The organism is Streptomyces sp. NPDC093568 (assembly GCF_044764945.1).
Taxonomy (GTDB): domain Bacteria; phylum Actinomycetota; class Actinomycetes; order Streptomycetales; family Streptomycetaceae; genus Streptomyces.
In genome coordinates this window covers 69,749-93,246 of record NZ_JBIWJD010000006.1, presented here as the reverse complement: position 1 = coordinate 93,246, position 23,498 = coordinate 69,749, and the positions used below count along the sequence as shown (strand labels likewise).

Sequence of the window (23,498 nt, the reverse complement as noted above, 5' to 3'; positions counted from 1 at the left end):
TCGGAGGGCCCGCCCTTTCTGCTTCTGGCTACGGCGCTGTCGGGCGCCGCGGCGTCTTTACGGCTCGAACTTGTAGCCGAGGCCACGCACCGTCACCAGGTACCGCGGCGCGCCCGGGTCCGGCTCGATCTTGGCGCGCAGGCGCTTGACGTGGACGTCGAGGGTCTTGGTGTCACCGACGTAGTCGGCACCCCAGACGCGGTCGATGAGCTGCATGCGGGTCAGCACCCGGCCCGCGTTGCGCAGCAGCATCTCCAGCAGGTCGAACTCCTTCAGCGGAAGGTCGACCTTGGAGCCGGAGACCGTCACCACGTGACGGTCCACGTCCATCCGGACCGGGCCCGCCTCCAGGGCGGCCGGGGTCACCTCCTCCGGCTCGCCGCGGCGGCGCAGGACGGCCCGGATGCGGGCGACCAGCTCACGCGACGAGAACGGCTTGGTGACGTAGTCGTCGGCTCCTATTTCCAGGCCGACCACCTTGTCGATCTCACTGTCCTTGGCGGTGACCATGATCACCGGGACGTTGGAACGGCCGCGCAGCTGGCGGCAGACCTCCGTACCCGGCAGGCCGGGCAGCATCAGGTCGAGGAGGACGAGGTCGGCGCCGTTGCGCTCGAACTCGTCGAGTCCGTCGGGCCCGGTGGTCGCGACCGCGACCTCGAAGCCCTCCTTGCGGAGCATGTACGACAGGGCGTCGGAGAAGGACTCCTCGTCCTCGACGACAAGCACTCGGGTCACGGAAGGACCTCCGGGGCGGAAAGCGTTTCGTACGCAGGTGAGTCGGGGGAAGTGGGGGATTTCGATAGTGCGGCCTGCCCGGTCTCGTCGTCGAGATCGGGGTGCTGCTGAGCACGGTCGCGTGCCGCACCCGCCTCCGGCAGCCGCAGGGTGAACGTGGAGCCCTGTCCCTCGGAGCTCCACACCGTGACCTCCCCGCCGTGCGAGGCGGCCACGTGCTTGACGATCGCGAGACCGAGGCCGGTGCCACCCGTGGCACGGGAACGAGCCGGGTCGACGCGGTAGAAGCGCTCGAAGATGCGCTCCTTGTCCTTGTCCGAGATGCCGATGCCCTGGTCGGTCACGGCGATCTCGATGTGGTCCCCGCCCGGTGCGGTGAGCCGGCGAGCGGCGATGCCGACGCGGGTGCGGGCGGGCGAGTAGTTGACGGCGTTCTCGACGAGGTTGCCGAGGGCGGCGGCCAGCTGGCCGCGGTTGCCCCAGATGCTGAGCTCCTCGGTGCCGCCCGCGGCCATGGTGATCTGCTTCGTCCCGGCGGCGTGCCGGCAGCGGTCCATGGCCTCGGCGACGAGCTCGTCCACGCGGACGGGCTCGGCGTCCTCCAGCGGGTCGTCGTTCTGCACCCGGGACAGGTCGATGAGCTCCTGCACCAGGTTGGTCAGCCGGGTCGCCTCGATCTGCATGCGCCCGGCGAACCGCTCGACGGCCTCCGGGTCGTCGGAGGCGTCCATGACCGCCTCGGACAGCAGGGAGAGCGCGCCGACCGGCGTCTTCAGCTCATGGCTCACATTGGCGACGAAATCACGCCGGACCGCCTCTATGCGCCGGGCCTCGGTGAGGTCCTCGACGAGGAGGAGGACGAGGCGGGAGCCGAGAGGCGCGACACGGGCGGACACGGCGAGCGCCTCGCCGCGTCCGGTGCCACGCCTGGGCAGATCCAGCTCGACCTGCCTTATCTCACCGTCACGTCTGGTGTCCCGGGCCATCTGCAGCATGGGCTCGACCGAGAGCTTGCCGCCGCGCACCAGGCCGAGGGCGTACGCCGCCGAGCTGGCCTTGACGACGGCGTCCCCTTCGTCGAGGACGACCGCCGACGAGCGCAGCACCGACAGAACCGTGTCCACGCCGGGAGGCAGGACCGGGTCGGTGTGCAGAGAGGTCCGGGTGGGTCGCTTCAGGTCGCGTTCGCTCCAGCGGAACGCCAGCATGGCGATCACGCCGGTGAGCACCCCGGCGATCGCTGCCGCTGCGGCGACCGCCGCGTTCACGTCCATGCACCCAGGTTAGGCATGACGCGGGCGGTGCCCACAGCCGTCGGAGTGCGAGCTCGAACACTCGTCGCCCAGAGTTCACCTTGGAGCCAGTATTGGTTCATTTGGGGTGGCGGAAACGGACGCGTACAGCCCGGATCGTAGGGGCGTGGGGTTCGCACGGCCGGTTCTACGCATAGATCACACCGTCGGTTTAGCGTAGGAACCGCACTGGCGGTTTCACGACAGTCCGACTGTCGTTTTCACGACCGTCTTACTGTCGGAGGTCCTGACCGTAAGACTGCCGGTCCGAATCAACGACAGGACTGCCGGTCCGACGACAGTCTCCTGGCCCCCGGAACCCCCGAGGCAGACGTAAGAGAGGGACCCTGATGCGGGACGCGTACCACGAGGAACTGGACTCGATCGGCGACAGTCTGGTGGAGATGGCCCGGCTGGTCGGCTCGGCGATCGGGCGCGCCACGGCGGCGATCCTCGACTCCGACCTGAAGCTGGCCGAGAGCGTGATCGAGGGCGACGCGAAGGTCGACGACCTTCAGCACGACCTGGAGGCCCGGGCCATAGCCCTGCTGGCGCGGCAGCAGCCGGTGGCGACCGACCTGCGGATAGTGGTCACCTCGCTGCGCATGTCGGCGGACCTGGAGCGGTCGGGCGACCTCGCCCAGCACGTGGCGAAGCTCACGCGACTGCGCTACCCCGAGCGCGCCATCCCGGTGGACCTGCACGCCACGATCCTGGAGATGGGTCAGCTCGCACAGCGCCTGATGGCGAAGGCGGCCGAGGTGATCGTCACGAAGGACGTCGACCTCGCGCTGCAGCTGGAGCAGGACGACGACGAGATGGACCTCCTGCACCGCACGCTCTTCCAGCACCTGATGGACGAGCGCTGGAAGCACGGCATCGAGACGGCGGTCGACGTTACGCTGCTCGGCCGCTACTACGAGCGGTACGCCGACCACGCGGTGGCGGTCGCCAAGCGCGTGGTCTACCTGGTGACGGGTGAGCACGCGGACGAGATCCAGCCCGACATCCAGCCGGACATCCAGCCGGTTTCGGGCGAGGGGGCGTAGCTCCTCTCGGCGCACGAGGGGCGTAGCTCCTCTCGGCGGGCACGCGTACCAGGGCTTTTTGCACCAGCCCGGGGGCCGGCTTCGCTCCCGGCGGGAGTACGGCGGTCCCGGCTGGGCACCCGCGTGGAGCGCGCGCCCGTCCTGGCTGGGGCGCCCGGACGGGCGCGCGCCGATTCCGTTCGAGGCCGGCGCGGGCTCGTGAGCGGGCATGCGGAAGGCTGATCGGGGCGCGTGCAAGCCTCTGTGCGCCGTTGATGCGCCTGGCGAAGCGGGCATGGAATGGGCACAGGCACCAGCCTTGAGGAGGGACCATGGCCGAATCCCCCAGCACCCCCGGCACCACGCCCGACCCCGCCCAGGAACGCCCGACCGAGCAGCCCGCCGACATCAGGAGCCTCCCGCTCTTCGGCGCCTGCGGCTGCGGCTCGGGCTGCGGGTGTGGGTGCCAGTCCGGAAATCCCTGCCAGTGCGGGTGAGGGCGTAGCGGGCGGGACACACCACGGCGTACGGCGCCGTGGATCTCGTACGAAGAGGAGGGCCCCGGCGTGAGGGACGCGCCGGGGTCCTTCGCCGTGCGGGGGCTCCGCTGCCGCCGAGCGCTCACTCCGGCGGCGGGGCGGGACGGCGGGCGGGCGGGTCCGGGGTGTCCGGGGCCGGGGCGTCAGGGTCCGGGGTGTCCGGGTTCTCCGGGAGTGCCTGTTCGGCCCAGATCACCTTGCCCTGGGAGGTGTAGCGGGTGCCCCAGCGCTCGGTCATCTGCGAGACCAGGAACAGGCCCCGGCCGCCCTCGTCGGTCGTCGCGGCGTAGCGCAGATGCGGCGAGGTGCTGCTGCCGTCCGTCACCTCGCAGATGAGGGTGCGGTCGCGGATCAGCCGTATGTGGATCGGCCCGCAGCCGTAGCGGATGGCGTTGGTGACGAGTTCGCTCAGGACGAGTTCCGTGGCGAAGCCCAGTTCGGCCAGGCCCCAGGCGTCGAGCTTGGCCGACACGGCCTCGCGCATCCCCGACACGGCCGCCGGGTCGGGCGGCACGTCCCAGGTGGCGACGTGGTCCGGCGGCAGGGCCCGGGTGCGGGCGATGAGCAGGGCGACGTCGTCCTTGGGGCCGGTGGGAAGCAGTTCGTCCACCACCGCGCGGCAGCTGTCCTCCGGCGTCCGGTCGGGATGGCCGGCGAGCGCCCGGCGCAGCAGTTCCTGGCCCACGTCCAGGTCGCGGGCGCGGTCCTCGATGAGGCCGTCGGTGTACAGGACGAGCTGGGTGCCGTCGGCGAGGTCGAGCTCGGCCGTCTCGAACGGCATGCCGCCGAGGCCGAGCGGGGGCCCGCCCGGCAGGTCGGGGTAGGTGACCTGCCCGTCGGGGCCAACCAGCGCCGGCGCCGGATGGCCGGCCCGCGACATGGCACAGCGGCGCGTCACGGGGTCGTAGATCGCGTACAGGCAGGTGGCGCCCACGACCTCCGCGGCCGTCTCCGCGGCGTCCTCGTCCTGGTCGATGCGGCCGACCAGCTCGTCGAGGTGGCCGAGGAGCTCGTCCGGCGGCAGGTCCAGCGTGGAGAAGTTGTGCACCGCGGTCCGCAGCCGTCCCATCGTCGCGGCGGCGTGCAGGCCGTGGCCGACGACGTCGCCGACGACCAGCGCCACCCTGCTCCCCGGCAGCGGGATCACGTCGAACCAGTCCCCGCTCACGCCCGACTGGGCCGGGATGTAACGGGAGCCGACGTCGAGCGCGCTCTGCTCGGGCAGGGCCCGCGGCAGCAGGCTGCGCTGGAGGGTGACCGCCAGGGCGTGCTCGCGGGTGAAGCGGCGGGCGTTGTCGATGCTGACCGCGGCCCGCGCCACCAGCTCGTCCGCCAGCGACAGCTCCTCCTCGTCGAACGGGTCGTGCTGCTTGGCCCGCCAGAAGTTGACCATGCCCAGCACGGCACCGCGGGCCCGGATCGGGGCGGCGATGAGCGAGTGGATGCCGTAGTCGATGATCTGCCGGGTGCGTTCGGGGTCCTGCGCCTGCCAGCCCGTCGCGGTCGACAGGTCGGGGACCAGCTCGGAGCGGCCGGTGCCGTAGCCGCGGGCCTGGGGGGTGGAGGGCAGGAAGCCGATCAGCCGGCCCTCTTCGTAGAGCGGATGGTCGTCCTCGATGCCGTGCACGGAGACCCGCCGCATGTCGGTCGTCGCGGGGGCGGGCTCCTCGCCCTGCACCACGCCTTCGACCAGGTCGACGGTGACGAAGTCGGCGAAGCGGGGGACGGCGATCCGGGCCAGCTCGTCGGCCGTGCTGATCACGTCGAGGTCGGTGCCGACGCCCAGCCCCGCGTCGTACAGCAGCTTGAGCCGCCCACGCGCGACCTCTGCCCGGCCGGAGACCGCCTGGAGCTCGGTGGAGTCGCGGAGCGTCACCACGGTTCCGCCGATGCCCCCGCCCCGGTCCGTGGGCCGCTGGTTGATCGCCAGCAGGCGATCCCCGGCGAAGTGCACCTCGTCGCTGGCCTCCCGGCCGGAGACGAGCAGGTCGGTGGTCTCGGCGTCGAGGCCGGGCAGCCGGCCGACGTGGCATCCCTCGGCGTCCGGGGACAGCGCGAGCAGCCGCCTGGCCTCGTCGTTGGCCAGCAGGAGCCTGCGGTCGTCGTCGATGATGAGCACGCCCTCGCGCACGGAGTGCAGCACCGTGTCGTGGTGCTCATACATGCTGCGCATCTCGTCCGCGGCCAGGCTGTGGGTCTGGCGGCGCAGCCTTCTGCTCACCAGGGCCGTCCCGCCGGTCGTCACCAGGAGGGCGCCGGCCCCGGCGCCCACGATGATCGGCAGCTGGCGGTTGACCTGGCTGGTGACGTTCTCGACCTTCAGGCCGGCGGAGACCAGGGCCGTGACCCTGCCGTCGGCGTCGCTGATCGGGACGGTCGCCTGCACCTCGTGGCCGAGCGGGCCGTGGACGCTCTCGGTGTACACCTTGCCCGCGAGCGACGGCTCGATCGTGCCGACGAACCGCTTTCCGATCCGGTCCGGCATGGGGTGGGTGTAGCGGATCCCGTTGGTGTCCATGACGACGATGAAGTCCACGCCGGCGGTGCTGCGGCCCGCCTCGGTGAGCGGCTGGAGCACAGACGAGGGGTCGGGGGCCTTCAGCGCCGTAAGGACGCCCGGGGAGTGCGCGAAGGTCTGCGCCACCGCGATGGAACGGCGCTTCGCCTCGGTCTGGGTGTCCCGGCTCGACTGAAGGATCAGGGCGACGACGCCGCAGACCACGAGCAGCAGGACCAGAGCCGCCTGGAGCACGAACACCTGGCCGGCGACGCTCCGGGGGCTCCTCCCGACCAGCGAGCGAAGCCGGGAGCGCGCAAACCGGTCGAATCGGTCCGACATGCGGGCATTTCTAGCATCAGTGATATGGGATGGCTATGGGCTGTCCACGCAATGGACCATATTGCGGGCGCGCGGGGGTCACGGATGCTGTGGCGGGTGGGGCCTGGGGTGTTACGTGGTGCTGCGTTTCGCTCGTGGGACGGTCCAGGTGGTGCTGCGTTTCGCTCGTGGGACGGGCTGGTCGGACGCTGTGGCGGGTGGGACCTGTGGGTCACCTGGTGCTGCGTTTCACTCGTGGGGCAGGCCGGGCGAGACGCCGTGGCGGGTGGGGCCTGTGGGTCATCTGGTGCTGCGTTTCGCTCGTGGGACGGGTCGGGTGGGGGCCTCTACGCTCGGCCCGTGGGAGAACCCGAGCAGCGCGCCGAGGGTGCGGGACCCTTCACCACCCGGCTCACCTGGCGCGCACCCGACGGGGGCACGGCCGTGTGGGAGTCACGGCCCGCCCGCCGAAGGGGCGTCATCACCGTCCGCCCGCCGGGGGCGGCCACCGGCCGGCGCACCCGCGCCGACGAGGCCACGCTCCGCCGACTGCGCCGGCTGAACGCCACCGCCGCGACCGCCTTCGTCATCGGCGGAGCCCTCTTCGCGGCCGGCGCGGGCGTCGCCCAGCTCGGCTCCGGCGACCCCACCGCCTCCGCCTCGATCTACTTCGCCGGCGGCCTCTTCTTCAACGCCGGCGGTTACGTCTCCCTGCTCCAGGTCGTCAACGCCCCGCGCCACGTCCCCGGCGGGGAAGGCCGACTGGTATCCCGCGGCTGGCGCTGGTGGAGCTACGAGCCGGGACGGGTGGACTGGCTGAGCACGTTCGTGCTGTTCGCCGGGACCCTGGTGTTCGCCGTCGACCTGCTGGACTCCTTCCTCCACGGTCTGAGCGTCCAGCAGATCAACCGGCTGATCTGGGCCCCGGACGTGATCGGCTGCGTGCTCTTCCTGATCTCCGGGCACCTCGCGTTCGTCGAGACCTGCCACGGCCGGTTCTGCGTCCACCCCCGCGATCTCGGCTGGTCCATCGTCGCCGTGAACCAGCTCGGCTCCGCCCTCTTCATGACCTCGGCCATCGCCGCCTTCACCCGCCCCATGACGGGAAGCCTGGTCGACGAGGGGATCGCGAACTGGGCGACGCTTGTCGGGGCGTTGTGTTTTTGCGTGGGGGGTGTGCTTCAGCTTGGTGAGCGGCCGTGAGTCGAGGGGCGGTGGAAGTTACGCCACCGCTACACAGGCTGGGGCCCCTCGTCGTGCTGCTCCTCGCGGACGGGCGCAGCATGGAAGGAGAGCAGGCGAACGCACTCCGCGGACGGGCAGTCCGAGGATCATGAGGAGGTGCGAGGCATGGCTCAGTTCATGGACGTACACCACAACATGAAGGGCGTCACGGCCGACCAACTGCGCGAGGCCCACAACGCCGACCTCGCCATAGAGGAGGACGAGCGCGTGCACTTCCAGCAGGCGTGGGCCGACCCCGAGTCCGGCGTCGTCTACTGCCTCTCCGAGGCACCCTCGGCCGAAGCGGTCCAGCGCATCCACGAACGCGCCGGGCACAAGGCGGACGAGATCCATCCGGTGCCGCTGACGGTCTGAACCTGAACAGCAGCAAGCCCTCTGCCCGCAGGGAAGCGTCGGGCAGAGGGCTTGTGCCAGGACTACTTCTTCTTGCCGTGCGTCCTGCCGGGGGGCTTGGGGAGGCCCGGGACCGGTGAGGCAGGATCCTTGATCCGGGCGCTTCGGGGAGGGAACCCATGGACTCGAAAGATGATGTCCTCGATTTGATCCACCTGGCTGATCGGCCAGGAACGAGCGGGCACAGCGTCGCCGTACAAGTGCTGGGGCGTTCGCAGACCGGAGTGCTGTTCGGCCACGACTTCCTCGAGTGCGAGATCGTCATCACGGCGGAGCCCGTCACGGCGACCTTCTCGGTGACACTCCTCCCTGAGGACCTGGAGGACTGGGAGAACACATTGGCGACGCTGGAGTCCCGGCGGTTCGCCATATGGCTCGACTCAGGGCGGACTCCCTCGATGAAGTTCAAGCCCGACGCAAGTGGAGGGCTCTGGGTCTCGGTGCACGACGGGCCGTCCTCAGGCGTCACGGTCACCGTCCCGTTGTTCGTCCCTCCTGCGAGGTGGATCAGCGACCAGCGCGACCTGCTCGCCCGAGTGCGCGCGCACTACCCCTGCGAAGTCGTCGAGACGTCCCCCGGTGCCTACGAGTGGCGGCGGGACAACGACGCATGACGGCCCGGGCGGTCAGCCTCTGGCGGCCCCAGTGACGGGCCCCAGTACAGCAACAAGGCCCCCACCCGCGGAGAAACCGCAGGCAGGAGCCTTGTCAGTAGGGCTTACTTCTTCTTGCCCTGATTCTTGACCGCCTCAATAGCAGCCGCAGCCGCCTCCGGGTCCAGGTACCGGCCGCCCGGAGTCACCGGCTTGAAGTCCGCGTCGAGCTCGTAGTACAGGGGGATGCCCGTCGGGATGTTCAGGCCCGCGATGTCGGCGTCGGAGATGCCGTCCAGGTGCTTGACCAGGGCGCGGAGGCTGTTGCCGTGGGCGGCTACGAGGACCGTGCGGCCGGACAGGAGGTCCGGGACGATGCCGTCGTACCAGTACGGGAGCATGCGGACGACGACGTCCTTCAGGCACTCGGTGCGGGGGCGCAGCTCCGGGGGGATGGAGGAGTAGCGCGGGTCGTCCGACTGGGAGAACTCGGTGCCGTCCTCAAGCGGGGGCGGCGGGGTGTCGTAGGAGCGGCGCCACAGCATGAACTGCTCCTCGCCGAATTCCGCGAGGGTCTGCGCCTTGTCCTTGCCCTGGAGGGCGCCGTAGTGGCGCTCGTTCAGACGCCAGGAGCGGTGGACGGGGATCCAGTGGCGGTCGGCCGACTCCAGCGCCAGCTGCGCCGTGCGGATCGCCCGCTTCTGGAGGGACGTGTGGACCACGTCGGGCAGGAGGTCGGCGTCCTTCAGGAGCTCGCCACCGCGGACCGCCTCCTTCTCGCCCTTCTCGTTGAGGTTGACGTCCACCCAGCCGGTGAACAGGTTCTTCGCGTTCCATTCGCTCTCGCCGTGGCGGAGGAGGATCAGCTTGTACGGTGCGTCGGCCATGAGTCAGAGCGTAATCCACGTATTCGGGGCTCAGGAGGGCCGCCCACCAGCCGGACAGCGGCCTGACAGTTGACGGGATCCGCTAATTGAGTGGCTTCGCCAGGCCACCCCTTTGTAAGTTGCGGGTGCCGCCTTGGCTGCTTACATCTCGGCAATGGCCAGGGCGCGCGCCGCCGTCCGCCGCTCGCCGCCGCTTCACTCGTGGGGAACCCTATGCCGCTCGCTGCCCTGAGACGCGCCACCCGGGAAACCGTCTCCGGGCTCCCCCGCGAGTTCTGGTGGCTGTGGACCAGCACCCTGGTCAACCGGCTCGGCGCCTTCGTCGCCACCTTCATGGCGCTCTACCTCACCCTCGACCGCGGCTACTCCGCCTCCTACGCCGGCCTGGTCGCCGCGCTCCACGGACTCGGCGGGGTCGTCTCGTCGATCGGCGCCGGCGTCATGACCGACCGGCTCGGGCGCCGGCCTACCCTGCTCATCGCCCAGTCCGCCACCGCCCTGTCCGTGGCCGTGCTCGGGTTCATGCAGCACCCCGGCGCCATCGCAGCCGTCGCCTTCGTCGTCGGCGCGGCCTCCAACGCCTCCCGGCCCGCCGTGCAGGCGATGATGGCCGACATCGTGCGGCCCGAGGACCGGGTGCGCGCCTTCTCGCTCAACTACTGGGCCATCAACCTCGGGTTCGCGATCTCGTCCATGGCCGCCGGGTTCATCGCCGAGGTCAGCTACCTCGCCGGATTCCTGATCGAAGCCGGCATGACGGCCGTTTGCGCGGTCGTGATCTTCGTGAAGCTTCCGGAGTCCCAGCCCGAGAAGGCGGACCCGGGTAAGGCCGACGAGGAGGTCGGGCTCGGCACCGTGCTGCGCGACGGGCGCTTCATGAGCGTCGTCGGGCTGTCCTTCCTCGTCGCCCTCGTCTTCCAGCAGGGCTCGGTCGGGCTGCCGATCGCGATGGGTGACGCCGGGTTCTCGCCCGCCGACTACGGCCTCGCCATCGCCATCAACGGCGTCCTGATCGTCGCCCTGCAGATCCCGGTCACGCGGTTCATCGAACGCCGGGACCCCGGCCGGATCCTCGTCGTGTCGTCCCTGCTCGCCGGGTACGGCTTCGGACTCACCGCGTTCGCCGGCTCGGTCGGCGTCTTCGCCCTGACGGTGTGCGTGTGGACCCTCGGCGAGATGCTGAACGCGCCCACCCAGACCGGCCTCGTGGTCCGCCTCTCGCCCGCGCACGGACGCGGCCGCTACCAGGGCATGTACACCCTGTCCTGGGCGGTCGCGGCCCTGGTCGCCCCACTGATGTCCGGCTTCGTCATCGACCACCTCGGCGCCGAGTGGCTGTGGGGGCTGTGCGCGGTCGTCGGGACGGCGGCAGCCATCGGGTACGGCGCCCTGATGCGCCGCCTGCCGGCCGAGGCACCCGCCACCGCAGGCCCCCCGGCCGACGCGAAGCCTGAGGTCAGCGCGGCCTGACCCGCCGCCGGCCGGCGTGCGTCCCGGGCAGCGGCTGCGCAGCGAACTGCGCGGCTGCCTACGGGTGCATTCGCGCCCCCTTGATCACCTTGTCCACCGCGTTGCGCGGCCCGTACACCGCCATCCCCACCAGATCCAGCTCGCCGGTGGACACGGCCCGCACCGCCGCTCGGTTGTCCCGGTCGTTGCCCGTGGTGAACAGGTCGGACGTGAAGACCGCGCGCGGCAGCGACCGGGACAACGCGCGCGCGTGGGCCGTCGTCAGCGTCTCCTTCGTGGCCTCGAAGACCAGCACCGGCTGGCGGAACATCGGCAGGTACGGGACGCCGTCCGCGTCCTCGTAGGGCTCGCCGATCACTTCCGGGACCTGCGAACCGAGGCCGCTGACCAGGAACGCCGTGACGTTCAGCCGCTGCCAGGGCTCCAGGTCCGCGCGCAGCACAACGGCGATCTTGGTGTCGAAACGGACGGGGGCCTGATCGGTCGTATCGCTCATAGGACGAGACTGTCGGCGGCCGTACACCGACGTCTTGTACGTTCTTTGCATGGCCGCCGCCCGGAACAGCCGGGAAGTCTCCGCGTGGCGCCCCTCCGTCCCGGGCGTCACCGAGGTCTTCCACGCCCACTACACCGAGTACGCGTATCCGATGCACGTCCACGAGGCGTGGACGCTGCTCATCGTCGACGACGGCGCCGTGCGCTACGACCTCGACCGGCACGAGCACGGCACCCCGCTCGACACCGTGTCCCTCCTGCCGCCGCACGTCCCCCACAACGGCTCGCCCGCCACCCCGCACGGCTTCCGCAAACGGGTCCTCTACCTGGACAGCACCCGGCTGGGAGACGACCTGATCGGTCCGGCGGTGGACTCGCCCGACCTCGCCGATCCGGTGCTCCGGCTGCGCGTCGGACAACTGCACGCCGCGCTCGCGCAGCCTGGTGACGAGCTGGAGGCGGACAGCCGGCTCACCCTCATCGGGGGCCGGCTGCGCGCCCACCTGCTTCCCAGGACGGTCACCGACGTACCGCGCCGCGACCCCGCCCTGGCCCGCCGGCTGCGCGAACTCCTCGACGAGCGGGTCGTCCCGGGCGTCGCCCTCGGCGAGGCCGCGGCGCTCGTCCAGGCCCATCCCGCCCATCTCGTACGGTCGTTCAGCACGGCGTACGGCATCGCCCCGCACCAGTACCTGATGTCCCGCCGGGTCGGCCGGGCCCGTCAGCTGCTCCTGGAGGGCCGGTCGCCGGCCGAGGTGGCCGTGGCGACCGGGTTCTACGACCAGTCCCATCTGACCCGCCACTTCCGGAAACTGGTGGGCGTGCCCCCGGGGCGCTATCGCGACAGCGTGCGCTGAGCGTCGTACAGATTGCGCGGGCGTACGACGTCGGTGGTGCCGTACAGCTCCAGGCGGGAGTGCAGGTCGCCCGCGAAGTCGGGTACGTCGATCTGGTCGAACTCCCTGACCTCGCCCAGGCCGACGGTGGCCGAGTACGGCGCCAGGCCGTCGAGGCGGATCATGCCCGCGCGGCCGTTGGTGACCCGGACGTTCCAGTGCGTGAAGCGGGCGCCGAACAGCGGGCCGGCGCTCGCGTCGCCGCCGTGGCGGCCGTTGTTGTCGACCGTGATGTCGGTGCGGACGTTGGCGAAGGGCAGGCCGCGGTGGCTGTCGAAGGTGCCCATCCGCATGTCGCCGCGCGACCAGACGTTGTAGGACGACAGGCCCTCGACGTTGATGCCGTGCAGCTGGGTGCCGGACGGGGCGGGCGTGCTGCGGGCCTCGATCGTGAAGTCCTCGACCAGGTTGTCGTGCGAGCCCTCGCGGCAGAAGTAGGGGTGGTGGCTGCCCCGGCCCGCCACGCGCGTGCGGCGGAGCGTGCAGGCGGAGGCCGCCACCAGGCCGAAGCCGTTGTCGACGTGACGGACCGTCAAGTCGTCGGCCCAGCAGTCGTAGGCACACTGGAAGACCACGCCGTTGTAGCCCTTGTCCAGGAGGTGCGGCTGCTGTGGGGTCTGGACGGCCTCCAGGGTCAGGCCCTCCACGCCCGATCCGGTCAACTCGCCCACGTGGGTCGTCAGTCGCGGGTCCCATTCGGGGCGTACGTCGAGCGGCAGCGGGCGTTCGAGGGTGACCTTGCGGCCCTGGACGCCGGCGATGCGCACCGGCCACTCGTAGGGGACGTACGACGTCAGCTTCGTCTTGTCGTCCCAGGTGTACGACTCGGGGCCGGGCCCGCCGCCGCACATGTGCTCCAGGAGAGTGTGGCCTGCGTCGTCGGCGAGGCGGAGCAGGACCAGGGCGCCGGCGCGCAGGGACGAGGGGTCCGTGACCGTCACCGTCCAGGAGCCCCGCCGCGCCGGGGCCAGGGTCGTGAGTGTGCGCCACTCGTCACGCCGGTTGCCCGTCCAGCCCTCGAAGGGCCAGGCCTTCGCCCTGATCGCGGCCACCAGGGAGTCCCAACGGGCCTCGGGGGCCAGCCAGATCAGACCGCCCGCCCAGGACCAGGACGACTTGTCGCCGCCGTAGCGGGAGCCGTAGGGGCCGACGATTTCGGTGAGGCTCCGCGTCGCGTGGAGCTTCGTACGGGTGCTGCCCGCGCCGCGCAGGACCACGTTCGAGTGGCCGACGCGGATCACGTCGTCGATGCGGAACGTGCCGGGCGGGATGGTGACCGTGCCACCGCCGGCCCTTCCGGCGGCGGCGATGGCACGGTTGATCGCGGGGGCGGAGTCGGTCGTGCCGTCCGCCACGGCGCCGAAGTCCCGTACGTCGGCGACGACCCGGCGGCGCGGGAGGCGGCGCGCTCCGCCGCGGCAGCCGGCCCGGCCGACGTAGGGGATCTGGGGGTGGGTGAACGGGCTGCGGGTGAACTCGCGCCACAGGGGCGGGACTTCGGCTTCGGCCGCGCTCGCGGTGTCGCTCGCGATGCCGGTCGCGGCGCCGAGCGCCACGGCCGTGGCCCCGGCCAGCAGATTCCGTCTGGTGAGATGCGCATTGCCCATGTCCGTGCGCCCTTCCATGCGGCTTCCATGCGGATTTTCATGCGGATTTTCATGAATGTGAACGGCGTTCAGATGTGCGGTGGGCGCGAGCATGCCATGCCGCCCGTGCGACGTGGAAGAGGTCGTACGGGGGGAGTTGGTGCGGACCTTTGCGCGGTCGCTAGGTCAGTTCGAGGGCCGCTGGGTCAGGTGAGTGAACGCGTCCAGATTGCGCGTCGACTCGCCGCGTGCCACCCGCCACTCGTACTCCTTGCGGATCGCGGACGCGAAGCCCAGCTCCAGGAGGGTGTTGAAGGCGCCGTCCGCCGCTTCCAGGACCTGCCCGAGCAGGCGGTCGATCTCGTCGGCCGTGACGGCGGCGAGGGGCAGCTTGGCGGTGACGTAGACGTCGCCGAGCCGGTCCACGGCGTAGCTCACGCCGTACAGCTTGAGGTTGCGCTCCAGGAGCCAGCGGTGGACGCCCGACTCGTTCTCGTCGGGGTGGCGGATGACGAAGGCGTTCAGCGACAGGGAGTGGCGGCCGACGATCAGGGAGACCGTCGTGGACAGCTTGCGGGTGCCGGGGAGCTTGACGACGTAGGTGCCGGACGCGGGGCTCTCCCACTCCAGCTCGGCGTCCTCCAGGGCTCCCTCGACGACCTGCGCCGCCTTCTGTGCGTCAGCCATGGTGGGAGCGTACGCGACGCCGGTGGGCCTGGGTCGCGGCCGTGTACACGTCCGCCGTGGCGGCGGCCGCGGTGTCCCAGCCGAAGGACTGGGCGTGCCGGGCGGCGGCGTCGCCGAGCCGCGGCGACAGGTGCGGGTCCTCGGCGAAGGCGTGCAGCACGCGCGCGTAGTCGGCCGGGTTGTGGCCCTGGACCAGGAATCCGGTACGGCCGTCCCGGACCGCCACCGGCAGACCGCCCACCGCGGCCGCGAGCACCGGCGTGCCCGCCGCCTGCGCCTCGATGGCCACCAGCCCGAAGGACTCGCTGTACGACGGCATGACCAGCACCGACGCGGCCCGGAACCAGTCGGCGAGCTGCTCCTGGCCGACGGGCGGGCGGAACCGTACGACGTCCGCGATGCCCAGGCGGGCGGCCAGCTTCTGCAGGCCCTCGGGCTTGGCGAGGCCGCTGCCGCTGGGGCCGCCGACGATCGGGACGAGGATGCGGGAGCGCAGCTCGGGGTGCTCGTCGAGGAGGACGGCCACCGCCCGCAGGAGGATGTCCGGGGCCTTTAGAGGCTGGATGCGGCCGGCGAAGAGGGGGATCAGGGCGTCCTGCGGGAGGCCGAGGCGGGCCCGTGCGGCGGCTCGGCCGTCGGCGGGCGAGAAGCGGCTGAGGTTGACGCCGGGGTGGACGACGGCGACCTTGCCTGGCTCGGCGGCGTAGTGCCGTACGAGCTGGTCGGCCTCTTCCTCCGTGTTGGCGATGAGGCGGTCGGCGGCGGCGACGATCTGGGTCTCGCCGATCACCCGGGCGGCGGGCTCGGGTGTGTCGCCGTCGGCCAGGTTGGCGTTCTTGACCTTGGCCATGGTGTGCATGGCGTGCACCAGGGGCGCGCCCCAGCGCTGGGCGGCGAGCCAGCCGACGTGGCCGGAGAGCCAGTAGTGGGAGTGGACCAGGTCGTAGTAGCCGGGGCGGTGACCGGCCCAGGCCTGCATCACGCCGTGCGTGAAGGCGCAGAGCTGGGCGGGGAGGTCCTCCTTGTTCAGGCCCTCGTAGGGGCCCGCGTCGACGTGCCGGACCAGGACGCCGGGCGCCAGGTCGACGACGGGCGGGAGGTCGGTGGCGGTCGTGCGCGTGAAGATCTCGACCTCGATGTTGATCGCGGCGAGGCGCTGGGCCAGCTCCACGATGTATACGTTCATGCCGCCGGCGTCGCCCGTGCCGGGCTGGTGGAGGGGTGAGGTGTGCACGGAGAGCATGGCCACACGGCGGGGGCGGCGGTGGAGCCTGAGCCGCGCGGGGGTCGCCGGGGAGCGGTGCCTGAGCCTGCTTACGTACTGGCTCACGTGGCGTTCCTCCTTGGCTGCGGGCATGCCTGCTGGAGGGTTGAGCGCCCTCCAGGGCTTCCAACACCGGAGGAAGTGGTTCCAATTCCGGGTGTCGGGGTTTTTGCCTAGGCGTTACCGAGGGTCGCTCAACTGTTCGGGGCTTGGGTGCGTTGGGGGCTTGGGGGGAGTGCCTGCCGGGGGGTGCAGTGCCTGCGGCGGCCCGTGCGGGTTTGGTGGGGTGCGCGTCGCGCACTACTCGTGCGTCGTGGGTCGGGGCCGTGCCGGGGGGTGTCCGTCCTCGGTCGGGCGGTTGCCGTCGGTCCGTTCGAGCCCTGCGTTGACGCCCGCCGCTGCGGGCGGACACCCCCCGGCACGTCCCCTACTCGCCGTTGCGCCGGCGCGGGAGAGGCCCCGGCTGATGCGCTTACCCTCGTATGCATGACTGCCCGCGCCGCCGTTCGTCCCGTGGGAACGGTGACACGCGGGACCACCAATCCCAACCGCCTGCGCCGCATGGACCGCTGGATCGCGGCGGCCCACGGTGCCGAGCTGCGCCGGGCCGCCGATCCGGTCGCCGTCGATCTCGGGTACGGCGCTGCCCCCTGGACGGCGGTCGAACTCCTGACCCGGCTTCGGGTGACGGCGCCGCACGCGCGCGTGGTCGGCGTGGAGATCGAACCGGCACGGGTCGCCGCCGCCCGGCCGTACGAGCGCGAGGGGCTTGCCTTCCGGCACGGCGGGTTCGAGATCCCTATCGCGCAGCGCCCGCTCCTCGTCCGCGCCGCCAACGTGCTGCGGCAGTACGACGAGGACGAGGTCGCCGCTGTCTGGCAGCGGCTGTGCGCGCGGCTCGCGCCGGCCGACCCGGTCTCCGGGTCCCGGGGCGGGCTGCTCGTGGAGGGGACGTGCGACGAGATCGGGCGCCGGCACGTGTGGGTCGCGCTCGGGCCGGAGGGGCCGCGTACGGTGACCCTCGCGACCCGGCTGAGCTCGCTGGAGCGGCCCTCGGACCTCGCCGAGCGGCTGCCGAAGGCGCTGATCCACCGCAACGTCCCCGGCGAGCCCGTGCACGCGTTTTTGCGCGACTTCGACCGTGCCTGGGCCGCCGCGGCGCCCTACGCGTCCTACGGCGCGCGCCAGCGCTGGATCCGGGCCGTGCGGGACCTGAGCGCCGACTGGCCGGTGACGGACGGGCCGGGTCGCTGGCGGCAGGGCGAAGTGACGGTGCGGTGGGCGGCGTTGGCGCCGCGGTCGTAGGCGACCGGGGACCCTTTCCCTTGTGTTTCCCTGATCGCCCCCGGATCACGGAACGATCTCCGCGAGTCGTACGTCACATAGGCGGGGAGATCGACATGACGGGGAGGGAACGGGGGGAAGCAGACCTCTGTCGCTTTGCGCGTCGTCGTGGCACGATCCCCCGGACGCTCGTAAGTTACTGACGAGACATCAGTTTGGGGGCACGGGTATGGGTCCGGGCAAGCGCGGTCTGATCACGGCTGCCGTGACGGTCGTCTGCGCCATCACCGTACTGGCGGCGCCGGGTACGGCCTTCGCGGCACCCGACCCGAGCCCGTCCCCCTCCTCGCCGACCGCCGTGTCGACCAAGGAGCTTGAGGAGATCCGGGCCAGACTGGAAAAGCTCTACCACTCCGCGGCCGTCGCCACCGACGAGTACAACGCCGCCGAGGAGGCGGCCGAGAAGCAATCCGCCGAGATCGTGTCGCTGGCCAGAAAAATCGTCAAAGGCCAGGAGCGGCTGGCCGAGTTGAAGGAACGCGCCGGGGCCGCGGCCGCCGCCCAGTACCGCTCGGGCGGCCTGCCCGACGAGGCGCACCTGATGCTCAGCGACAACCCCGGAGCCTTCCTCGACGGGGCCGGGCGGGTGATCCAGGGACAGCGCGCGACCAAGGGGCTGCTCGCGGAGATGACCCGCACCCAGCAGGACTTGGAGCTGTACGCCAAGGACGCCTCCGCCCAGTGGCGGAAGCTGGAAGCCGGCCGCAAGGCCAAGGCCGCCGCCCAGAAGCGGATCGAGAAGCAGATCAAGGCGGCCGAACAGCTGGAGTCCCAGCTGGAGAAGGAGGAGCGGGCGCGCCTCGCCGAGCTGGAGGAGGCCGCCGCCCGCAAGGCGCAGACCGCCTGGCTGGACTCCGGCGTCCTGAAGGACATCAAGAGCAAGGCCTCCGAGCAGGGCCGCAAGGCTGTCGAGTACGCCACTGCACAATTGGGCAAACCGTATGAATGGGGCGCCGAGGGTCCGAAGACGTACGACTGTTCAGGGCTGACGTCCCAGGCCTGGGCCAGTGCCGGGAGCGGGATTCCCCGGACCTCGCAGGAGCAGTGGAAGCAGCTCGAGCGCGTCGACATCAAGGACATGCGCCCCGGCGACCTCATCATCTACAACGGCGACGCCAGCCACGTCGCCCTGTACATCGGCGACGGCGCCATCATCCACGCCCCGCGCCCCGGACGGACCGTGACGGTCGCGGGGGCCGGCTCGATGCCGATCCTCGGGGTGGTCCGTCCCGATGCGTGAGGTTTCAGGACGTCTTGTGACCTGCGACTCGTGACCCGCACCACGTGACCCACGGCACGTCACATCGCCACCAAACCAAGCCCCGACGTGACGTTCGTCATCCCCGCAGGTCACCCGGCCTGTCCAACTGCGGTACGGAACGCGGCATATGACAGCGGCGAGCGTGAAGCCGGCGTGCCCCACACCATTCCGCTGCGGCGCCGACACCCGCTATGGTCCCCGTCGGTGGATCGAGGTCCCTCGTTCCCACCAGCCCTCGGGGGGAGGGAAGGAACTCAACACGATGCCCGTACCCGTACCGCGGCAGAGAGCGATCCCGGCCGTGGAGACTGGTCAGGCGCCGGCCGCGTCCCCAGGCGGCACCTCCAGGCAGGTGACCCCGCGCAAGGAAGAAACGGTCGATAACACCACGCACACCAACCTGACCCTGCTGCTGATCGAGGACGATCCCGGCGGCTCGGCGATCGTGCCCGAAATGCTCGACTCGGCCGGCAAGCCCATCCGCGTGCGCACCGCCCGCAACCTCACCGAGGCCGAGCGGCTGCTCACCGACGACGTCCACTGCATCCTGCTGGACCTCGCGCTGGCGGCGCCCGGCCGGGTCGCGGACGACGACGAGCTCGCCGTACTCAGGCATGTGCTGGAGCTCGCGCCCCGGCATGCCGTCCTCGCCCTCACCGCCTCCGGCGACGCCGAGCGCGGCGCCGAGGCCGTGCGCGTCGGCGCGCAGGACTATCTGTTCCGCGACGAGCTGGACGGGCGGCTGCTGAGCCGCGCGATCCGGTACGCCGTGGAGAGGAAACGTTCCGACACCGCCGAGCGGCGGCTCGCCGAGGGCCGGATGCGCGCCCAGGAGAACCGTCGCCTTGAGCGCGGCCTGCTGCCGACGCCGCTGCTGGAGGGCTCCTCGCTGCGGTTCGCAGCCCGCTACCGCCCGGGGCGCTCGCGTGCCCTGCTGGGCGGCGACTTCTACGACGTCGTCCGCACCGCCGACGGCACCGTGCACGCCATGATCGGTGACGTGTGCGGGCACGGGCCCGACGAGGCCGCCCTCGGGGTGGAGCTGCGGATCGCCTGGCGGGCGCTGACGCTGGCCGGGCTGTGCGGCGACGCGCTGCTGGGGACGCTTCAGAAGGTGCTCGAGCACGAGCGGGCCGACGACGAGATCTTCGCGACCCTGTGCACGGTGGACATCGCCCCGGACGGCCGACGGGCGGGGCTGTGCCTGGCGGGCCATCCCTCGCCGCTGCTCGCCCGGCCCGGACGGCCGGCTCAGCTGCTGCCCTACGACAACAACGGGCCCGCGCTCGGTCTGCTGCCCAAAGCACGGTGGCCTCGGATGGAGGTCAAGCTGGGGGCGGAGTGGAGCCTGATGCTCTACACCGACGGCCTGATCGAGGGCCGCGTCGGCGAGGGCCGGGAGCGGCTCGGGCAGGACGGCATGGTGGAGATGGTGCGCCGCCAGCTCTCCGAGGGGTTGCGCGGGGAGGCGTTGTTGCGGGCCGCCGTGAATGAGGTGCGGGACCTCAACGGTGGGGAGCTGACGGATGACGTGGCTGTGTTGTTGCTGGACCGGGGGGTCTGAGCGGGGCGGGGCGCTCCGCGGGTGCGGGGTTCCTTTGGCGGGGGCGCCGTAGGGGTGCTGTTGTGTGGCGGCTGCGGGTGCTTTGTGGCTGGTCGCGCAGTTCCCCGCGCCCCTACGGGGGCTCCGCCCCCCTAGGGTTGATCAGCGGCCGCCGTTCCAGGGGCCGTAGGGGCCGTCGCTGCTGGAGCCTTTTCTGCTGCGGCCGCCGCCCGGGAGGCCCTTGATCGCGGGGCGGACGTCGACCATGTACACGATCGTCGCGATGAGGCCGATGATCGGCAGGAACGACAGGATGTTGAAGATCAGGTTCACCACGAAGGCGAGCCCGAGGACGATCAGCCAGAAGGCCTTGCTCTGCTTGTCGGCCGCGCGGTAGGCGTCCTCCCGGCGAATGGCCGCGTCAATCAGCGCGAAGCCGCTGAAGAGGATCAGGGCCACGCTCAGCAGCCACATGAACCCCGCGAAGCCCTGCATCAGCACAACGTCCACCACCCGATTCGGCTCGTATCCACGCGGTCACCGTACCCGCAACCTCAGGACCGCTACCCGAACAACGGGCCGAGCACTCCGTAAGTGCCCGGCCCGTGTTCTGCGGTCCCTTTTCACCCGTCCGTGCTACTTGGCGGGCGGGGTCGTCTTCTTGGCCGTGGGCTTGCGGGCCGGAGCCTTCTTGGCCGGGGCCTTCTTCTCCGAAGCGGCCTCGGCGGCGGGCTTGACCGCGGCCGGCTTGGCCTCGGCGTTGGCGCCCTTGTCCTCCTTGACCTCGACCGGCTCGGCCTTCGGCTCGACGGCGATCGCCAGGTCCTCGATCTCCTCGGCCGCCTCGCCGCGCCAGGTCCGCACGGTCTGCTCGCCGTGCTCGGCGACCTTCTCGTAGGTCTCGCGGGCCTTGACGGCGTACTCGGCGGCGACACCGATGGTGCGCAGCGCGAAGTCCTGGGCGCTCTCGCCGAACTTCTTCAGGTCGGCGTCGAGGCTGCTGCCGAACTTCTTGAAGTCCGCGTCCAGGTTGCTGCCGAGCTTCTTGATGTCGGCGTCCAGGCTGCTGACGAACTCGTTGACCTTGGTCTGGAAGCCCTCCTGCGCCTCCTTGGCCTTGGCGCCGGCCTCCTTGGCACGGGTGGCGGCCTTCTCCTGGACGGCCTTCGGGTCGGTGTTGCGAACGGCCTCGAACCGGGCCGGCGCCTCGGCGCGCAGCTGCTCCACCAGGGCGGGCACCTTCCTGGCCTGCTGGAGGGCCAGGTCGGCGGTGCCGGCGGCGAAGTAGAGCGGGGTCGGGTCGCTGAGGGTCTTACGCAGGTCGTCGGTGATGGCCATGGTGATGGTCCTCCCGGGTTGCTTTGAGGTGAGGGTTTTGGGTCCCCCGCGGTCGGCCGGCTGACGCCTGACGGCCGCCTGCCCGTACGCATAACGCGCCAGGCGGCTCAAGGTCAGCCTGCGGACTGCTGAGGGTCGGTCGGGTTCTCCGGGTCGGCGTCGTTGCCGTCGGACGTACGGGTGGTGCGGGGGGTGCGAGGGGTGCGGGTGGTGCCGCTGCGGCGCGGGGCGGACTTGCGGCCGCCGCCGGCCGTGCCGTTCTTACGGGCCGTACGACCGCGGCTTGCGTCGGCCTCGTCGCCCTGGGCGTCTCCCTGCGGGGAGTCCTCGTCCGTGGGGCCGCCGTCGGCCATGGCCGACTCGACCACCGACTCGACCACCGAACCGATCGCCGCGTCCTCCTCGGGCGCTATCCCGAATCCGTTCTCCTTGCGGAAGGACTCGTAGATCTGGAGCAGCACCTGCTTCTGCCGCTCGTTCAGCGTGGGATCGGCGAGGATGACGGCACGCGTCTCCACCTCGTCCCGGTCCCGCTCGGCGTCGAGGATGCCGGCGCGGACGTACAGCGTCTCGGCGGAGATCCGCAGCGCCTTGGCGACCTGCTGCAGCACCTCCGCGCTCGGCTTGCGCAGCCCGCGCTCGATCTGGCTCAGATACGGATTGGACACCCCGGCGGCATCGGCGAGCTGCCGCAACGACAGCTGCGCATTGCGCCGCTGCTCGCGCAGGTACTCACCGAGATTGCCGACGTTGAGCGTTGCCATACCCCCACCTTGCCGCACCGTCGCTAACTTTTGCAAGCACCCGCTTGCAAAAGTGCGCCACACCACTCCGCGGCGCTGCCGAGCGGCTGAAGTCGCGGGCCGGGCGGCGTGTCCGGGTGGGCGGGAACGTACGTGCGGCGCAGGGTGGTCGACACCGTCGTGGTTCTTGGTTCCTGGTTCACCGTAGTTGTTCGTGGTTCGTGGTCGTCGAGGAGGCATCGTGGTGGGTCGTGTCGTCGCAGCTCTGGCCGTGGTCGTCGCCGGGCTGATGCTGGTCGCCGGGCCGGCCGTGGCCCTGGACGACCACGGAAACATCGAGCGGAACGAGTGGAACATCCCTATCGCCAACCTCCGGGTGCTGTAACGGGAGAGCTCCCGGCGGTCAGTCGAGGAACTCTGTCACCAGCGGCAGCAGCAGGGACGTACGCCGCATGAGCGTCATGTGGGTGGTGGCGGGCAGGACGGCCAGCCGGGCCCCGGGGATCAGCCGCCGCATCTCGGCCGCGTGCTCGACGAGGACGAAGTCGGTGTCGCCGATGACCAGCAGCGTGGGCGCCCGCACCCCGCGCAGGTCGTCGGCGGTCCAGGGCAGCGGGGCGTTCGCCGCGGCCGAGATCTTGGCGAGGAAGTCCTGGAAGTGCCCGGGGTCCGGCGCGCAGGCCGCGTACGCCTCGGCCATCTCCTGGAAGTCCGCCTCGCTGGGCAGCCGCGGCGAGGCGAAGTCGCCGGAGCGTACGTCGTCGTGGACGCCCTCCTGGCTGTACTGCGTTGCGGCGAGCACGATCCGGCCCACCCGCTCGGGGTGCCTGACGGCGATGTCGAGCGCGGTGAGCCCGCCGAGGCTGTACCCGAGGAAGTCGGCCTGCCGGATGCCGAGTTCGTCGAGGAGCGCCACGACGTCGGAGGCGAGGTTCGGCACGGTCAGGGCGCGTTCGATGTCGGCGGTGTGTCCGTGTCCCTGGAGTTCGGGAGCGACGATGCGCCGGTCGGCGGCGAGGGCGGGCAGCACGGCCGCGAAGGACAGGCCGATGGTGGTGACGCCGCCGTGCAGCAGTACCAGTGGGCGGCGGTCGTCCCGGCCGGCGCCCTGGATCTCGCCGTGGATCACGCCGTGGATCACGCCGTGCATCTCGCCGTGGATCTCGTAGTACATCTCCAGGCCGTTGACCTTGGCGTAGCCGGAGCTGGTCGGCGTGCTCGGCATGGTCGGCACTTCCTTCCGCGGGGGTCGCGTCGTGCGGGAGACCGCTCGGACGGGCGGAATTCATCGGTCCGGGAATGTCACAAAACGGGCGGTCCGGCTCGTCCAAGGTTACG

The 23,498-nt window shown here is 71.1% G+C and carries 23 protein-coding genes; 11 read left to right on the top strand and 12 right to left on the bottom strand.

Translation table 11 applies throughout. From position 1 onward, the window contains the following. Window positions 1-57: 57 nt before the first annotated feature. Together ACIRD7_RS24175 and ACIRD7_RS24170 are read right to left on the bottom strand one after the other, a co-directional pair. Window positions 58-738 carry a response regulator transcription factor gene (locus ACIRD7_RS24175; RefSeq protein ID WP_015659563.1) on the bottom strand — a complete coding sequence of 227 codons (681 nt, stop codon included), beginning with the start codon at window positions 736-738 and terminating at the stop codon, window positions 58-60. Then, complete coding sequence (locus ACIRD7_RS24170) at window positions 735-2,012, bottom strand: sensor histidine kinase (protein ID WP_403456618.1); 1,278 nt, start codon at window positions 2,010-2,012, stop codon at window positions 735-737. The genes ACIRD7_RS24175 and ACIRD7_RS24170 overlap by 4 nt, the downstream gene beginning before the upstream one ends. Before the next feature lie 368 nt (window positions 2,013-2,380). On the opposite strand from ACIRD7_RS24170, the gene phoU reads away from it, so the two are divergent. Further along, window positions 2,381-3,079, top strand: coding sequence for a phosphate signaling complex protein PhoU (gene phoU, locus ACIRD7_RS24165; RefSeq protein WP_403456616.1), 699 nt, complete (start codon window positions 2,381-2,383; stop codon window positions 3,077-3,079). A gap of 311 nt (window positions 3,080-3,390) precedes the next feature. Further along, window positions 3,391-3,555, top strand: a complete 165-nt coding sequence (locus tag ACIRD7_RS24160) for a hypothetical protein (RefSeq protein WP_403456614.1) — start codon at window positions 3,391-3,393, stop codon at window positions 3,553-3,555. Window positions 3,556-3,679: 124 nt separating this feature from the next. Here ACIRD7_RS24160 and ACIRD7_RS24155 read toward each other — a convergent pair whose 3' ends face one another. Further along, a complete protein-coding gene (locus tag ACIRD7_RS24155; RefSeq protein ID WP_403456613.1) occupies window positions 3,680-6,436 on the bottom strand; it encodes a SpoIIE family protein phosphatase in 2,757 nt (918 codons plus the stop codon). 339 nt (window positions 6,437-6,775) lie between these two features. Between ACIRD7_RS24155 and ACIRD7_RS24150 the strand changes: the two genes are divergently transcribed. The 3 genes from ACIRD7_RS24150 (at window position 6,776) to ACIRD7_RS24140 (ending at window position 8,667) form a co-directional block, all read left to right on the top strand. Continuing rightward, window positions 6,776-7,618 (top strand): hypothetical protein, encoded by an 843-nt coding sequence (locus ACIRD7_RS24150; RefSeq protein WP_403456610.1) that lies wholly within the window; start codon window positions 6,776-6,778, stop codon window positions 7,616-7,618. 147 nt (window positions 7,619-7,765) lie between these two features. Further along, a complete protein-coding gene (locus tag ACIRD7_RS24145; protein WP_403456609.1) occupies window positions 7,766-8,014 on the top strand; it encodes an SCO4226 family nickel-binding protein in 249 nt (82 codons plus the stop codon). 158 nt (window positions 8,015-8,172) lie between these two features. Beyond that, window positions 8,173-8,667 carry a DUF5959 family protein gene (locus tag ACIRD7_RS24140; protein ID WP_403456608.1) on the top strand — a complete coding sequence of 165 codons (495 nt, stop codon included), beginning with the start codon at window positions 8,173-8,175 and terminating at the stop codon, window positions 8,665-8,667. 104 nt (window positions 8,668-8,771) lie between these two features. On the opposite strand, the gene ACIRD7_RS24135 is transcribed toward ACIRD7_RS24140, so the two are convergent. Further along, window positions 8,772-9,533 carry a phosphoglyceromutase gene (locus ACIRD7_RS24135; protein ID WP_403456607.1) on the bottom strand — a complete coding sequence of 254 codons (762 nt, stop codon included), beginning with the start codon at window positions 9,531-9,533 and terminating at the stop codon, window positions 8,772-8,774. Between the two features lie 213 nt (window positions 9,534-9,746). Between ACIRD7_RS24135 and ACIRD7_RS24130 the strand changes: the two genes are divergently transcribed. Beyond that, window positions 9,747-11,003, top strand: a complete 1,257-nt coding sequence (locus tag ACIRD7_RS24130; protein ID WP_403456605.1) for an MDR family MFS transporter — start codon at window positions 9,747-9,749, stop codon at window positions 11,001-11,003. 58 nt (window positions 11,004-11,061) lie between these two features. Here ACIRD7_RS24130 and ACIRD7_RS24125 read toward each other — a convergent pair whose 3' ends face one another. Further along, entirely contained in the window at window positions 11,062-11,499 is a 438-nt protein-coding gene (locus ACIRD7_RS24125; protein WP_403456603.1) for a DUF2000 family protein, read from the bottom strand. Between the two features lie 49 nt (window positions 11,500-11,548). On the opposite strand from ACIRD7_RS24125, the gene ACIRD7_RS24120 reads away from it, so the two are divergent. After that, window positions 11,549-12,355 (top strand): AraC family transcriptional regulator, encoded by an 807-nt coding sequence (locus ACIRD7_RS24120; protein WP_403456601.1) that lies wholly within the window; start codon window positions 11,549-11,551, stop codon window positions 12,353-12,355. Here the strand turns inward: ACIRD7_RS24120 and ACIRD7_RS24115 are convergent. The 3 genes from ACIRD7_RS24115 to mshA form a co-directional block, all read right to left on the bottom strand. After that, on the bottom strand, window positions 12,334-14,019 hold the full coding sequence (locus ACIRD7_RS24115) for a glycosyl hydrolase family 28-related protein (protein WP_403456600.1): 1,686 nt from the start codon (window positions 14,017-14,019) through the stop codon (window positions 12,334-12,336). The genes ACIRD7_RS24120 and ACIRD7_RS24115 overlap by 22 nt on opposite strands. A 147-nt stretch (window positions 14,020-14,166) precedes the next feature. Beyond that, the gene (locus tag ACIRD7_RS24110) at window positions 14,167-14,667 is read right to left on the bottom strand and encodes a YbjN domain-containing protein (RefSeq protein WP_403456599.1); all 501 of its coding nucleotides are present in this window, start codon (window positions 14,665-14,667) and stop codon (window positions 14,167-14,169) included. Then, window positions 14,660-15,997, bottom strand: a complete 1,338-nt coding sequence (gene mshA / locus ACIRD7_RS24105; protein WP_403456598.1) for a D-inositol-3-phosphate glycosyltransferase — start codon at window positions 15,995-15,997, stop codon at window positions 14,660-14,662. Before mshA ends, ACIRD7_RS24110 begins: the two co-directional genes overlap by 8 nt. A 420-nt stretch (window positions 15,998-16,417) precedes the next feature. Here mshA and ACIRD7_RS24100 point away from each other — a divergent pair, with 420 nt between their 5' ends. The 3 genes from ACIRD7_RS24100 (at window position 16,418) to ACIRD7_RS24090 (ending at window position 20,100) form a co-directional block, all read left to right on the top strand. Further along, window positions 16,418-17,236 (top strand): class I SAM-dependent methyltransferase, encoded by an 819-nt coding sequence (locus ACIRD7_RS24100; RefSeq protein ID WP_403456596.1) that lies wholly within the window; start codon window positions 16,418-16,420, stop codon window positions 17,234-17,236. A gap of 208 nt (window positions 17,237-17,444) precedes the next feature. Further along, a complete protein-coding gene (locus tag ACIRD7_RS24095) occupies window positions 17,445-18,515 on the top strand; it encodes an NlpC/P60 family protein (RefSeq protein ID WP_403456594.1) in 1,071 nt (356 codons plus the stop codon). A 283-nt stretch (window positions 18,516-18,798) separates the two neighbouring features. Then, window positions 18,799-20,100, top strand: a complete 1,302-nt coding sequence (locus ACIRD7_RS24090) for a PP2C family protein-serine/threonine phosphatase (protein WP_403456592.1) — start codon at window positions 18,799-18,801, stop codon at window positions 20,098-20,100. Between the two features lie 141 nt (window positions 20,101-20,241). On the opposite strand, the gene ACIRD7_RS24085 is transcribed toward ACIRD7_RS24090, so the two are convergent. The 3 genes from ACIRD7_RS24085 to ACIRD7_RS24075 all read right to left on the bottom strand — a co-directional run bounded on the left by ACIRD7_RS24085 (window position 20,242) and on the right by ACIRD7_RS24075 (window position 22,181). Continuing rightward, a complete protein-coding gene (locus ACIRD7_RS24085) occupies window positions 20,242-20,574 on the bottom strand; it encodes a DUF2516 family protein (RefSeq protein ID WP_403456591.1) in 333 nt (110 codons plus the stop codon). Window positions 20,575-20,715: 141 nt separating this feature from the next. Continuing rightward, complete coding sequence (locus ACIRD7_RS24080; RefSeq protein ID WP_403456589.1) at window positions 20,716-21,417, bottom strand: hypothetical protein; 702 nt, start codon at window positions 21,415-21,417, stop codon at window positions 20,716-20,718. Window positions 21,418-21,530: 113 nt separating this feature from the next. Beyond that, window positions 21,531-22,181: a helix-turn-helix domain-containing protein gene (locus ACIRD7_RS24075; protein WP_403456586.1), complete on the bottom strand. Its 651-nt coding sequence runs from the start codon at window positions 22,179-22,181 to the stop codon at window positions 21,531-21,533. 220 nt (window positions 22,182-22,401) lie between these two features. On the opposite strand from ACIRD7_RS24075, the gene ACIRD7_RS24070 reads away from it, so the two are divergent. Then, window positions 22,402-22,545, top strand: a complete 144-nt coding sequence (locus ACIRD7_RS24070; RefSeq protein ID WP_403456584.1) for a hypothetical protein — start codon at window positions 22,402-22,404, stop codon at window positions 22,543-22,545. 18 nt (window positions 22,546-22,563) lie between these two features. Here the strand turns inward: ACIRD7_RS24070 and ACIRD7_RS24065 are convergent, their stop codons facing one another. Then, the gene (locus tag ACIRD7_RS24065; RefSeq protein ID WP_403456582.1) at window positions 22,564-23,385 is read right to left on the bottom strand and encodes an alpha/beta fold hydrolase; all 822 of its coding nucleotides are present in this window, start codon (window positions 23,383-23,385) and stop codon (window positions 22,564-22,566) included. Window positions 23,386-23,498: the final 113 nt, after the last annotated feature.